The organism is Polaromonas naphthalenivorans CJ2, from assembly GCF_000015505.1.
Taxonomy (GTDB): domain Bacteria; phylum Pseudomonadota; class Gammaproteobacteria; order Burkholderiales; family Burkholderiaceae_C; genus Polaromonas; species Polaromonas naphthalenivorans.
The window spans coordinates 2,833,778-2,847,334 of the sequence record NC_008781.1; the positions used below are offsets into that span (position 1 = coordinate 2,833,778).

Here is a 13,557-nt window from a genome sequence, read left to right on the forward strand (position 1 = left end):
ATTAAAGCACCCGCCGGCTGCAGAAAATGCCTAGACAGACTGCTCATTCCAGGCCGTTCCCGTCACTTTTTTACCCTCGAAAGTCCCGGTTGCACCGGCAACGCCTTCGTAGGTGGGTTTGGTCAACACCGGAAACTCCTGCGAATCCATCAGGCTGGTGACCACGAGCGATGCGTTAAACGCAGGAATGTCGATCTGAAATTGCATGTTGTAGGTTGTACCCGACACGCCGCTGGTCCATGTTCTGCCGGTGGGCGTGAGGAAGGACTCCACCAGATAGGTCGTGCCGTCGGCCCGCTGAACGGTGGCTTCGCTTTTTGCCTTTTGGTTGAGCACCGGAGCCCCGCTGGTGTAGGTCGCGTAGTTCGAGATGCATACGCCATTGTCCAGCTGCATGTCCTGCAACACCCATTTGACAGGGTTGATGGCGGTACCGAATGCGCCGTATTCGTGGTCCATCCAGGTCACGCCGCTCACGTCCAGCTTTTCGCCATTGATGGTGACGCTGCCCGAGGTCTGGAGCCGCGTCAGCGAGTAATAGTAATTGTTGTTTTTCAGGTGCGTCGCCGCATTGGTGTCAAAACTGCTGCTGCCGCCGTTGACGCCCGTGCCCCACACGATAAAGGGCGGCCCGTTTTGCGACAGCTTCAAGTCGAAGTCCACCAGAATGCCGGTGGTTTCGTCCACCAAGGCGGCCTTGACCAGCATATTTTTGCTCGGGTCGGCCCATGGCGCATCCATGGTCACATAGGTGAACAGGGCCTTCGCGGTAGCGCCCGTGCCGCCGCCACCGACCAGCGTGACGGTGGGCAGGGAGGTGTAGCCCAGGCCCGCACCAAACAGCACGACGCTGGCGATCTTGCCCGTCGCGGGGTCATGCACCGCGATGCCCGAAGCCAGAGCCCCTCCTCCGCCGGTGATCACCACCGTCGGGGCGGATGTGTAGCCGCTGCCGGGATGGGTCAGTTCCAGCGCCGACAGCTTGTTGGCCGGGTCGCCCAGCCTGACCGACCAGTCTTTGTTCACATCGTTTTGGGCCCAGTTGTCGGGGTCGAACATGAAAGGCGGGATGTAGGGCGTGGTGCGCTGGTAATGCTTGTTGTTGGCGATGTCGGCCAGCATGATCTGCGTGAAGGCAAAACCATCCTTGGCGAAGGACGCGGCATTGATCTCAAACCCAAAGGTGCGGCTTCCCGCCTTGAGCGTGCCGATGTGCCACCACCATTCCGTGGGTGCGCCACGGTGCAGGTAGTGGTCGGCGGGCAGGTGAATCTGCACGGCGCTTGAAGGCACGGGTGTGGGGACGGGATCAGGTGCGGGTGCGGCGGAATCACCGCCGCCGCAAGCGGCAAGCCCCATCAATGAAGTACCTGCCGCGGCATAGGCGGCTCCCAGGGCAAATTGGCGACGGCGCATGATGGGTCTCTCTTGAATGAACTAACGCGTGATTTCACTTATTGAGCAACCCAGGCAGGCGTTTGCCGTCAGCAGCGCCTGGACGTCCACGGCCTTGGCTGCGGTGTTGACAGGCGGCGGAACCACAACAGCCATGCCGGAGGTTTTGGCTCCACCATAAGTGACCGCAAGGTACTCGCCAATGTCAGCGACTTCCTTGTCAGTCAGCGGCGCGGCGTAAGCGTGCTGCATCTTGCGCACTTCGGCAGTCCACTGCGGCTGCGTCATGGCGGGCGACTGCAGATTGATGTAGTCGGCGGAGTGGCAGATACCGCACTTCTGCAGGGCGGCCTGGTAACCGGGCAAGGCAGATGGCTTGAGCCTGGCGGTCTCGGGCGGCAGCTTGATGGTCAGCGGCTTCAACGATGCCGGCTGCGCCATCGCCGCGCCGCAAACAAAGCCAAAAACCAGCATCGCGGCGGGCAGTAAAGGCGGTCTGGATTTCTTCATCGCCGGCTCCTAAACCGCAACGATGCGGGTCGTTTCAATCACATTGCGCGCATAACCGCCGGGGTTCCAGCTGGCGGTCGCGGGCTGCTCATCACCTTGCCTATTGGTGGCCCTCACGCTCAGCGTCATCGGTCCTTTTCTGGAAGGCGTCAGCGGCAGGCGCCATTCGCGAAACGAAAACCGCCCGAGGTCTTTACCCAGTGCGGCCTCCCGCCACGGCTGGCCGTCCTCGGACACTTCCACCTTTTGAATGCCGCTGCCGCCGTCAAAAGCGATGCCCTTGAGCAGCAGGGCGCGCCCGGCCGGAACATGCGCGCCGTCGGCCAGGCTGGTCATGAAGGAACGCACCGGCAGGCTGGTGATGGGCCGTGTCGCCGTGGGCGCGGTGCCTGCGGGCACGCACATGCAGGCGTTGTCCGGCACGCGATAGGCCGTTGACATGAAGAAACCGTCAAAGTCGTGGTCCAGCACCTCGATCTCGCTCAGGTGCTTGACCCAGTAAGTCCCGAAATAGCCCGGCACGATCAGTTTGAGGGGGTAGCCGTTCAGAAAGGGAATGTCCGTCCCGTTCATGGTCCACGCAATCAACGGCTCGGGACTGAGCGCCAGGTCGATGTTCAGCGCCTTGACGAAATCCGGCGTTGCCGCAAGCACCGGCGCATCCAGCCCGTTGAATGCCACCTGCCGGGCGCCGGCCAGGACGCCCGCTTTTTCAAGCACCGCCCTGAGCGGCACGCCCACCCAGCGCGCATTGCCCATTGATCCGTTGCCCAGCTGCGCGCCGAATACGCGCGGCTGCGCAAATGCCCGGCTGTTGCCCGAGCACTGATTGACCGCCACCACCTCCGCCGGCTCGGCCAGCGCTTTGAGTTCCGCCAGCGAAAGTGACAGCGGCTGCTTCACATGGCCACCGACCTTGAGCCGATAGGCTTGCGCGTCAATCGTGGTCGGGAAATTGGCCAGGTGATAGCGCACAAAAAAAGCGTCGTTGGGCGTGATGATCCCTTCGCCAAAAACACTGAAGGGGGTTTCCAGATGCGGCGGCCGTGTGGTGATGCGCAGCAGGGGCCGCTTTTGCGGATAGGCCACCAGCTCGCGGGCGCCGTTGCCAAAGGGCAGGTTTTCAATGCCTGCCGCCAGGCTGCGCAGCGGCAGGGCTCCAAGGCTGGCCGCGCCCAGGCCGGCATGCCGTAAAAACTGCCGTCTGCCGGTGTCGTGGTGATTGCTACGGTTCATGGGGGGGCCCAGCTTTTTATTTGAATCAAGACAACCAGACCGGCGCGCAGGCCATGAAAGGACTCACCCGGAACAAACAGCAAGCGGGCAGGTACTGCCGAGTTTGCCCGACTTGCAACAAAATGCATACAGTCAAAATTGACCGCTTGCCAGCGGCCGGCAGGCGGTGATCAAATCCTCGTCATTGCCCAACCAGGCCAGGTGCAAAGCGACGCAAGGCCTGACGCAGGGTGCCGCGGTTTTTTTATTTTCTTTGAAGGAAATCCATTGAAATCTGCCATTTTCCTGGCGCGCCGCGCCACCGCCTCGCTCGCTTTCCTGGCGCTCGCCACGCTTCCCGTGGTGGCCGGTGCGGCGGAACTTCCGGCGGACCTCAAAAGCCTGGTCGGCACGCCCTTGCCGGCTGCTGGCGATATTGAAAATGCCAATCTGCTGGCATTGAACCGGGCCATGTTTGATCTGTATGGCGATGCATCGGATGTCTTTCGCACCAACATCCTGGCCAACCACCCGGTCATCCTCGCCCTGTTTTCCGGGGCTGGCGGCAGCTTCACGCTTTACCGTCCTGGTCAGCCGCCGCTGGAAGCGCCTTCCGTTCCGCTGGTCTATCAGTTGCTTAAATCCGTCGGCCACAGCACCATGGCGCTCGCGCAGGTCGTGGGGCCCTACCTGGACAATCCAAAAGACAAGTCATGGGTCGCGCCCATGCTGGCTTTTCGCAGCCGCATGCAAAGTGCGCTCGAATCAGTCAACGCAACGGCCATGCCGCCGGACTGGCGCGAAAACAACCACATCATCCTGAAAGCCAACATCGCCTTCATGGACGAATGCCTGAAGAAAGGCGACATCAGTTATGACGCCCTCAAGGCCTTCTCGGTCAGGCAAGCCCCGTTTCTCGCCAAGAACGTCAGCTGGGCCGCGCAGACCCAGGTGGCGCACTGGATGAAGGTGGTCGCCGAATGGAAAACACTGCTCGGCAGTGACTGGAACAAAACCTATGGCGCCAGCAACACCATCTATGTCGCCCGCCAGAACAATGTGATCTTCAGCGTGCTGGCGCAGTTTTTCGGCCCCGAAGCCATCAACGACCGGCTGATCCTGATTGAAACCGTGTCGTTCACCACCACCAAGGCCGACATGCTGGGCTCGCTGACCCGCATCATTGCCGACCGCTCGGTGGGCCAGCTGTTTTTTGGCAACGGCCGCCTGATGGACTACGAGCTGATGGGTGGCGACGCGCGCGACGCCATCATCGCGGAAGCCGGCAAACGCAATATGCAGCCCTTCTTGCCACCCGTCGTGCCCTTTGGCTCACGCCAATGGCCTACGCTGGTCACACCCGGCCCGGGGCCAGGCGCCATCAAGGATCTTCGCTAAACCCAATAGACCAGCGGCATTTCATTTTTTACCCAACCGGGGCGCTACCTTGAACCTCAATACGATCACTTCCGTCAAACGCCCCGCCACGGCCGATGAAGTCGGCCAGTGGCAGGCTGGCGATGCCTGGCTGGCGGGCGGCACCTGGCTTTTTTCAGAGCCGCAGGCCCACCTGCGAACCCTGATAGACCTGCACGGCCTGGGCTGGCCAGCCTTGACGCCAACGGCCGGCGGGCTGGACATTGCCGCCACCTGCCGCATCGCCGACCTGCATGCCTTCCGGGGCGAAGCGTCCTGGACGGCTGTGCCGCTCATCGCCGCCTGCTGCGAATGCCTGCTCGCTTCCTTCAAGATATGGAATGCTGCCACGGCCGGCGGCAACATCTGCATGTCATTGCCGGCGGGTGCCGTCATATCGCTGGTGGTCGCGCTTGAAGGCCAGCTCACGCTGCTGTCGCGTGATGGCAGCTCAAGAACCGTGGCCGGGGCCGATTTCGTGACGGGCAACAACCGCAACATCCTGCAGCCCGGCGAATTGCTGCGCAATATCCATCTGCCCGCCAGCGCGCTGTCCAAGCGCTTTGCCATCCGGCGCGCGGCACTCACGCACCTGGGCCGCTCGGCCGCATTGCTGGCGGCCACCCAGGCGCACAGCGGCGGAGATATTTTGCTGACGGTCACGGCCGCAACGCCCCGTCCGGTGCAGTTGCGACTGCCCGGGAACGTGTCCGCCGATGCGCTTCGCCAGGCGCTTGATTCGGCCATTCCCGCCGACGGCTGGTTTGACGATGTCAACGGAAGCCCGGCCTACAAGCGCCATGTCAGCCATCACTTTGCCGAAGAAATCCGCGCGGAATTCGCCGCAATCCGCCAAGCGTCCACAGGAGTACAGGCATGAGCTACCACATCAACGGCAAGCAGTTCGACGCCCAGCCCGCGCCCGGCCAGTGCCTGCGCACCTTTGTTCGCGAACAGGGCATGACCGGCGTCAAGAAGGGCTGCGACCAGGGCGATTGCGGCGCCTGCACGGTGTGGCTCGATGGCGAGCCGGTTCACTCCTGCTTGACCCCGGCCTTTCGAGCCGAGGGCCGCGAAGTCACCACGATTGAAGGGCTTGCCAGGGACGGCGAGCTGCATCCGGTCCAGCAGGCATTTCTGGATGCCAATGCATTCCAGTGCGGTTTCTGCACCGCCGGCATGATCATGACGGCAGCCAGTTTCGACGATGCGCGCCGCGCCGACCTGCCGCGCTCGCTCAAGGGCAACCTGTGCCGCTGCACCGGCTACCGCAGCATTGAAGACGCCATCAAGGGCGCGCCGTGCGCTGCGCAGCCAGACGTGGCCGGCCAGGCCTGCGGCGCCAGCCTGGGCAATCCTTTCGGGCCGGGCATCGTGACGGGCAAGGCCCGCTACACCATGGATGCCGAACACGAATTTGCTGGTTTGCTGCACCTGAAGGTCGTGCGTTCGCCACATGCCCATGCCCGCCTGCGGAGCATTGACCGCAGCAAGGCTCTGGCCTGCCCCGGCGTTGTCGCCGTGCTGACCTGGGAAGACGTGCCCAAACGGCTTTTCAGCACCGCCACGCATGAAGACCACCTGGTGGACCCCGACGACACCTATGTTCTGGACAACGTGGCGCGTTTTGTCGGCCAGCGCCTGGTGGCCGTGGTGGCGCGGACCGAAGCCGCCGCGCAAGCCGGTTGCCGGCTGGTCGAAATTGACTACGACGTGCTGCCCGCCGTGTTTGATCCGGTCCAGGCCATGAAGCCGGGCGCGCCCGTGCTGCACGACAAGGGAACGGCCTCGGAAGGCAATATCTTCGTCAACATCAAGGGCGAAGTCGGCAGCGTGAAGGACGGGCTGGCGGCCGCCCATGCGGTGCATGAAAAAACCTACTCGACCTCGCGGGTGCAGCATGTGCATCTCGAAACGCACGGCTCCATCGTCTGGACCGGCGGCGACGGCCGCATGCATGTGCGCACCAGCTCGCAGGCGCCGTTCATCGTCCAGCAAAAACTGGCCTACGTCTTCGGCATCAATGCCAGCAAGCTCCATGTGTTCACCGAGCGCGTGGGCGGCGGCTTTGGCGGCAAGCAGGAAATGCTGTCGGAAGACCTGTGCGTGCTGGCCAGCCTGAAGACCGGCCGGCCCGTCAAATGGGAATTCACGCGCGAGGAACAATTCATCGGCGCCTCCACCCGGCACCAGATGACCACCGAGGTCAAGCTCGGCGCCACCAGGGAAGGCCTGCTGACGGCGATTGATGTCCGGGTGGTGTCCAACACCGGCGCCTACGGCTCGCACGGCAGCGAAACGCTGGCGGCGGCGCTGGGCAATCCGCTGACCGCCTACCGCTGCGCCAACAAGAAAGCCGACGGCTTCGCGGTGTACACCAACATGATGCCCGGAGGCGGCTTTCGCGGCTACGGCGCATCGCAAACGACCTTTGCCATCGAATGCGCGATGGACGAGCTGGCCGGGCAACTGGGCATCGACCCCTTCACCATGCGCCGCCGCAACATGGTCAAGCCCGGCGACTGGATGGAATCGGTCTGGAAAGACCCCTCCGATGTCAGCTTTGGCAGCTACGGCCTGGACCAGTGCATGGACATTGTCGAAAAGCAACTCGCTGGTTCTGGCGGGCTTCCCAGCCCGCAAGGCGATGAATGGCGCGAAGGCACCGGCATCGCGCTGGCCATGCTCGACTGCGGCCCGCCGACCGAGCACCGCTCGGGCGCGACCATGGTCATGCGCGCCGATGGCAGCTACCACCTGGCCGTGGGCTCGACGGAAATGGGCAACGGCTCGGTCACGTCGCACCGGCAAATCGCCGCCTCCCTGCTCAACTGCCGCGCGGACCACATCGACATCATCAATGCCGACACCGACCTCACGCCCTACGACACCGGCACCTTTGCCAGCACCGGCACGGTCGTGGCGGGCAAGGGCGTGGCGCTGACGGCAGCGGCGCTGGCCGAAAACATCCTCGAATACACCGCCCGCCACACCGGAACAACGCCCGGGGAATGGAAGCTCGAAGAAGGCTTCGTGGCATCGGGCGACAGGCGCATTTCGCTGACCGAGCTGCATACGGCCGGCATGCGGGACAGCCACCGCTTCGAGGCCAAGCGCAAGGCCTATCTGTCACCGCGCACCACGGCCTTCAATGTCCAGGGCATCAAGCTGGCCGTGCATATGGTGACTGGCGAAATCCGTATCCTGCGCAGCGTGCATGCCGCCGACATTGGCCGGCTGATCAACCCGATGCAGTGCCGGGGCCAGATCGACGGCGCCATCGGCATGGGCGTGGGCTGGGCATTGACCGAGCACATGGTCTATGACGACCAGGGCAGGATGCTCAACGCCGCGCTGCGCAACTACCACATCCCGGCCTTTGCCGACGCACCGCGCAGCGAGGTATTTTTTGCCGACACCTATGACACGATAGGCCCGCTGGGCGCCAAGGCGCAGGGCGAATGCGCCATCAACCCGGTGGCGCCGGCGATTGCCAATGCCCTGAAAAATGCCACCGGCGTGCGCTTTGCCGATTTGCCGCTGACGCCCGACCGCATTTTCGACCGGCTCACGCCAGCGCATGCCTGAGCCATGGCCATCGCAGCCACGCCGTCCATGAACGGCCCTTCAACCGCCCCCGGCATCGTCACCATCGTGACCCAGACCCGTGTCAGGGCCGAACAGGAAATCGCTTTCACGGCATGGCAGGAAAAAGTCAGCAGGGTGGCCGCCAGCCATGTCGGCTTCATCGACCAGAAAGTCATTCCAGCCAGCCCGCCCGCGCAGGTGGACTGGGTGATCCTGCAGCGCTTTTCCAGCATGGAAGACGCCCAGCAGTGGATGCACTCGGGCAGCCGGCTGAAACTGATCGACAGCGCCCAGCCGCTGCTGGTCGGCAATGACGACATCCACATCATTCCCGACAGCGGCAGCGGCGTACTGCCGGCGCCGGTGTCGGCCGTCATTTCGACCCGCGTCAGGCCGGGCCAGGAACAAGCGTACCGGGAATGGGAGCGGCGCATTGCCGCCGCCCAGGCCCGGGCGCCCGGCTTTCAGGGCTACCGCATCGAGCCGCCCATACCGGGCGTGCAGGAAAGCTGGCTGGCCATCGTGCGCTTCGACTCGGACGCCAGCCTTGATGGCTGGATGAAGTCACCCGAGCGCCTGAAGCTGCTGGCCGAAGGCGAACCCCTGAGCCTGGAAGTGCGCGCGCGTACCGTGCGCACCGGCTTCGACCAGTGGTTTCCAGCCGGCAACGCAGCGGGCGCAGCCGCCCCGCCGGCCTGGAAGCAGAACATGCTGGTGCTGCTGCAGCTTTATCCGGTGGTGTTCCTGTTTGGCCTGCTGGTGCAGGGGCCGTTGCTGATGAAAACCCTGCACATGCCTTTCTGGCTGGCGCTGTTTTTCGGCAATGTCGCCGGCGTGCTCCTGCTCAACTGGCTGGTACCCTGGACCAGCCAGCGTTTCAGCTGGTGGCTGCAGCCTGCGGGCGATGACAAGGCCAGCATCAACCTGCTGGGCGCCGGCCTGATCGTTGCGCTTTACGCAGCGAGCATGCTGGTTTTCTCGCTGTTGCCATAAAAACCCGGCTTGCGCACCCAATTGCAGGCAACAAAGGAGCGGCCTGATGGAAAGTCTTGATCTTCGGGTACTCGAAGACGCCCTGGCCTGGCGCAATGCCGGTCATGCGGTCACGCTGGTGACCGTGGTGCAAACCTGGGGCAGTGCGCCGCGCCCGCCGGGTGCGTTGCTGGCGGTACGGGACGACGGCGTGGTCAGCGGTTCGGTTTCGGGCGGATGCGTCGAGGACGACCTGATTGCCCGCACCAAGGCAAGCGTCAATGCTGCCGGCGGAAATGCGGCGGCACTTAAAAGCCCCGCCATGATCACCTACGGCGTCACCCAGGAAGAAGCCAGCCGTTTCGGCCTGCCTTGCGGCGGCACCTTGCGGCTGGTGCAGGAACCCTTGCGGGACACCGCCTGGGTGGCCGAATTGCTGACCCGGACGGCCGACCACGAACTGGTCGCGCGCACCCTGGTGCTGTCCACGGGAGCCGTGCGCCTGTCCAGTGCGGTACGCGGTCAGGCCATGCAGTTTGACGGCTCGACCTTGAGAACGGTATTTGGCCCCAAATGGCGCTTGCTGCTGATAGGCGCCGGCCAGTTGTCACAGGCGGTGGCCCGGATGGCCGCCATGCTCGACTTTGAAGTGCTGGTGTGCGATCCGCGTGAGGAATATGCGGCGGCCCTCGGCAACGCCAGCCACGGGCTGGCTGGCGTGCGGCGCATTGCGGGCATGCCCGACGATGTGGTGCGCGAACTGGTGCCCGACGCGCATACGGCCATCGTGGCCCTCACCCACGACCCCAAACTCGACGACATGGCCTTGCTCGAAGCGCTTCAGTCGAATGCCTTTTATGTCGGCGCGCTCGGATCCCGGCGCAACCAGGCGGCGCGCAAGCAGCGGCTGGCCGAGCACTTCGGCTTGAGCGCGCCAGAACTGGCGCGACTGCACGGCCCGGTCGGCCTGGCGCTGGGCGCCCGGACACCGGCCGAGATTGCCGTGTCCATCGTCGCCGAGCTGCTGCAGGTCAAAAACAGCGCGGCCCACGGTGCGGCTGTGCCCAGCAACGAGGCAGCGCTGACTTGATGCGGCCCACCGTCATCGTCCTGGCGTCCGGGCGCGGCGAGCGTTTTACCGCGTCGGGCGGCACCACGCACAAGCTGCAGGCGCTGCTGGCGGGCAAGCCGGTGCTGCAGCACACCCTGGATGCCGTTCGGGCCAGCGGTTTGCCGTGGCGCCTTGAAGACGCCGGCCACCCCGGCATGGGCGACTCGATTGCGGCCGCCGTGCGCGCCACCTGGCCGTCATCGGGCTGGCTGGTGCTTCCGGGTGATTTGCCGCTGATTCGAAGCGATACATTGCGCTCGATTGCGGCGGCGCTGCAAACGCACGACGTGGTGGTCCCGCTGTATCGCGGGCAGCGCGGCCATCCGGTCGGGTTTCATGCGCGCTGCGGCGAAGCCTTGCTGAACCTGAAGGGAGCGCGCGGGGCGGCCGCTGTCGTTCTTGCGCGCGGCGCTTTTGAACTGGACGTGCAGGATATCGGCTGCGTCACCGACATTGATACCGTCGATGACCTTCGGGCCGCCGGGCTGCTCATCAATCCTTGAAAACAGGAAGCGGCCATGGCCGCTTGCATGTCTCCTTCAATCCGAGAACAGGCTCTCAAAGCCATCGCCGGGTTCAAAGCGCTTGTTGCGGTAATACAGCCGCGTCGGGCCGGGCATGGCCGGCTCGCTGACCGGGTGGCGCGCATCACCGGGGTAACAGATCACCCTGCCCCCTTCCAGATCAAACGGCTCGGGCTGAATGACCGGCGGCATGCGGCCGCGCGCCTGCGTCATCACGCTGTCCACGCTGGCGTGGCGCGACAGGTGCGCCAGGCTCATGATCTGCGGCGGCGCCAGCGCGATCTGGCCGGCCCAGTACTGCTGCAGCGCGGTGCGCGGACTGAGCCAGACGCTCTCGGTGGTTTCATGGTTGTCGTGAACCGCCACCTGCCCGGCAGGCACGGCCGACACAAAAAACCGGGTGTCGAAGCGCTTGTTCATGACCGAGGGCGAAGTCGGCGTGATCCAGCGCGACCAGGGAACGAGGCTGCGGGTCTGCAGGCGCAGCCCCATCCGGGCCAGCACCGCGTTGAACCCCTGGCCTTCGCGCAGCAGCGCGGCAGCCCGTGCCGTGTCAATGTCCTGCGCGCCCAAGCCCTGCGCAAACAGCACGCCCGACTCTTCGAAAGCTTCCCGCAAGGCCGCCACATACAGCCCGCCCGCCGTGCGCTCGCTGATGTCGGTTTCGTTCAGGCCGGCATGCAGCACCGGCAAAGGCTGGTCCAAATGCGCCGCCATGTCCAGTTCGGCGTCAAGCGCATCGACCTTGCCGCCCGGAAACACATAGGCGCCGCCCAGCACGTCGGACAAGGCGTGGCGCTTCATCAAAAACACCTCCAGGCCCGTCGGCGCATCGCGCAGCATGACCACCGTGGCGGCCGGGCGCAAGGGCGTGGTGACGATTTCCAGGTTCAATTCCATGCTCTGCTTTCATTGGGATGCCGCACGGTCCAGTCCGCGCGGCCAGGCTGCAGAGGCTATCAGAAGTGCAGGCGAATCAGTCGCCCCCGGCCTGGAAGCAGGCGCGGTCCATGACGCTCAGGCCGGCGGCCAGCAGCGGCGAAAACTCCATCTGATCCAGCACGTCGCGCTGCAGGTCGATGCCGGGCGCGATCTCGAACAGCTCGATGCCGCCCGGCGTCAGGCGAAAGCTGGCGCGCTCTGTCAGGTACAGAACTTCCTGCCGGCGAACCAGTCCCTGCGGGCCGCTGTAGGTGATCTGCTCGACCTGTCTGACGAGCTTTTTCACCGCGCCCTGCTGCAGCACGCGCATCTGCCCATCGCCGGTCTGCAGCTTCACGCCCTTGGCGGCCAGCGTGCCGCAGAACACGACTTTCTTGGCGTTTTGCGCAATGTCGATGAAGCCGCCCGGCCCCACCGTCAGCCCGCCCAGGCGCGAGACGTTGACGTTGCCGTGTTCGTCGAACTCGCCAAAGCCGAGGAATGCAATGTCGAGACCGCCGCCGGCGTAAAAATCGAACTGCGTGGCCGCGTCCAGCATCGCGCTGGCATTGCGCGCATAGCCGAACAGCACGCCGTCCAGCAAGGTGCCGCCATAGGTGCCGTGCTCGATGGTCTGGTAGAGCCGGTGCTGCTCGCCGCGCGCGGCAATCAGCTTGGCCACCGCGTCGGGAACGCCAACGCCGTAGTTGACCACCGGACGCGCCTTGCCGGTGTTGAACAGCTCCACGGACGCGCGGCGCGCCACGGCCTGGCGCTCGCTGAAGGCCACATGAGCGGCTGCCTTTTCCGCCGCATGGTCGGCGCTCTCGCTTTGATAGCGCACTGCGCCCGTCAGCTCTCCGCTCAGGGCCGGATCGAAGGGAATGTCGTAGCTGGCTTTTTGATCGGGATCGACGACGATGGCATCGACCCAGGCCGATGGAATCCGCACCTCCCTGGCTTTGAGCGCGCCGTGCGGCAGCCGCTCCCTGACCTGCACGATGACCTTGCCGCCGCTGTTGCGCGCGGCCAGCGCGAGCGACTGGGCATCGAGGTTGGCGGCTTCATGCTCGAAGCTGATGTTGCCGTCCTCGTCGGCGGCGCTGGCACGCACCAGCGCCACATGAACCGGAAACGGTTTGTAGCGCAGGTATTCGCGCCCGTCCATCTGCACCACTTCGGCCAGATCGTCCTGCGCGCTCTTGTTCATCTTGCCGCCGCCCTGGCGCGGGTCGCACACCGTTCCCAGGCCGACATGGGTGAACAGGCCGGGCCGGCCCGCGCCGATTTCGCGCAGCAACTGGCTCGACACGCCGCCGGGCAGGATGTAGGCCTCGATCTTTTCTTCCTCGGCCAGCCGCTGCATCGCGGGCGACCAGACCCAGTGCCCGCCGATCACCTTGCGCACCAGCCCTTCATGCGCAAAGCAGTTCATGCCCTTGGTCTTCTTGTCGCCAATGCCGAGCGCGTGGATCATCGTCAGGTTGCGCGGGGTTTGCGTCGCCAGAAAGCGCGCCTGCACCGCCTCGAATAAACAGGTGGCCTCCATCAGCCCGCCGCCGCCGCCCATCAGGCCCACGGTGTCGCCGTCATTGATCAGGTTTGCTGCCTCGGCAGCCGTCATGAATTTGCTCATTTCTTGTCTCGTATGTTGGTGTTCGGAATGGCTGGGTTGGGTGGGCGGCGATGCGAGCGGGCGGCGGCATCCTCATGCTGGAGTACCAGAAATCATCAGCCGCCGCCCACCCGCATCGCTGAACCGGCTGGGTGGATCAGCCAGCCAAGTCATGCCCTCTGCGACTTTTCACAGGTAGCCAAGCGCACGAACTGCCGGGGAGGGACAGGGCAGCCGCCGATTTCTGGTACTCCAGCATGAGGCGGCTGCCCTGTCCCTCCCCGGCACCC

Annotated in this window: 11 protein-coding genes; 6 read left to right on the forward strand and 5 right to left on the reverse strand. The window is 64.5% G+C overall.

What is annotated here, in order from left to right:
- Positions 1-30 precede the first annotated feature (30 nt).
- From PNAP_RS13435 to sorA, 3 genes are read right to left on the reverse strand one after another with little or no spacing between them, the layout of a single operon-like run.
- Entirely contained in the window at positions 31-1,416 is a 1,386-nt protein-coding gene (locus PNAP_RS13435) for a lipocalin-like domain-containing protein (RefSeq protein WP_083758045.1), read from the reverse strand.
- 21 nt (positions 1,417-1,437) lie between these two features.
- Positions 1,438-1,905, reverse strand: a complete 468-nt coding sequence (sorB, locus tag PNAP_RS13440) for a SorB family sulfite dehydrogenase c-type cytochrome subunit (RefSeq protein WP_011802070.1) — start codon at positions 1,903-1,905, stop codon at positions 1,438-1,440.
- A 9-nt stretch (positions 1,906-1,914) separates the two neighbouring features.
- The gene (gene sorA, locus PNAP_RS13445; protein WP_011802071.1) at positions 1,915-3,141 is read right to left on the reverse strand and encodes a SorA family sulfite dehydrogenase catalytic subunit; all 1,227 of its coding nucleotides are present in this window, start codon (positions 3,139-3,141) and stop codon (positions 1,915-1,917) included.
- Between the two features lie 267 nt (positions 3,142-3,408).
- Here sorA and PNAP_RS13450 point away from each other — a divergent pair, with 267 nt between their 5' ends.
- Genes PNAP_RS13450 through PNAP_RS13475 form a run of 6 tightly spaced genes read left to right on the forward strand, consistent with a single transcriptional unit; the run spans position 3,409 to position 10,710 of the window.
- A complete protein-coding gene (locus PNAP_RS13450) occupies positions 3,409-4,518 on the forward strand; it encodes a hypothetical protein (RefSeq protein ID WP_011802072.1) in 1,110 nt (369 codons plus the stop codon).
- Between the two features lie 49 nt (positions 4,519-4,567).
- Positions 4,568-5,416, forward strand: coding sequence for an FAD binding domain-containing protein (locus tag PNAP_RS13455; protein ID WP_011802073.1), 849 nt, complete (start codon positions 4,568-4,570; stop codon positions 5,414-5,416).
- Positions 5,413-8,124: a molybdopterin-dependent oxidoreductase gene (locus PNAP_RS13460; protein WP_011802074.1), complete on the forward strand. Its 2,712-nt coding sequence runs from the start codon at positions 5,413-5,415 to the stop codon at positions 8,122-8,124. Before PNAP_RS13455 ends, PNAP_RS13460 begins: the two co-directional genes overlap by 4 nt.
- 3 nt (positions 8,125-8,127) lie before the next feature.
- On the forward strand, positions 8,128-9,117 hold the full coding sequence (locus PNAP_RS13465; protein WP_011802075.1) for an antibiotic biosynthesis monooxygenase: 990 nt from the start codon (positions 8,128-8,130) through the stop codon (positions 9,115-9,117).
- A 46-nt stretch (positions 9,118-9,163) separates the two neighbouring features.
- Positions 9,164-10,186: an XdhC family protein gene (locus PNAP_RS13470; protein ID WP_011802076.1), complete on the forward strand. Its 1,023-nt coding sequence runs from the start codon at positions 9,164-9,166 to the stop codon at positions 10,184-10,186.
- Positions 10,186-10,710 carry a nucleotidyltransferase family protein gene (locus PNAP_RS13475; RefSeq protein WP_011802077.1) on the forward strand — a complete coding sequence of 175 codons (525 nt, stop codon included), beginning with the start codon at positions 10,186-10,188 and terminating at the stop codon, positions 10,708-10,710. The genes PNAP_RS13470 and PNAP_RS13475 overlap by 1 nt, the downstream gene beginning before the upstream one ends.
- A 36-nt stretch (positions 10,711-10,746) precedes the next feature.
- Here PNAP_RS13475 and PNAP_RS13480 read toward each other — a convergent pair whose 3' ends face one another.
- Positions 10,747-11,631 (reverse strand): NUDIX hydrolase, encoded by an 885-nt coding sequence (locus PNAP_RS13480; RefSeq protein WP_011802078.1) that lies wholly within the window; start codon positions 11,629-11,631, stop codon positions 10,747-10,749.
- A gap of 76 nt (positions 11,632-11,707) precedes the next feature.
- The gene (locus PNAP_RS13485) at positions 11,708-13,288 is read right to left on the reverse strand and encodes an acyl CoA:acetate/3-ketoacid CoA transferase (protein WP_011802079.1); all 1,581 of its coding nucleotides are present in this window, start codon (positions 13,286-13,288) and stop codon (positions 11,708-11,710) included.
- Positions 13,289-13,557: the final 269 nt, after the last annotated feature.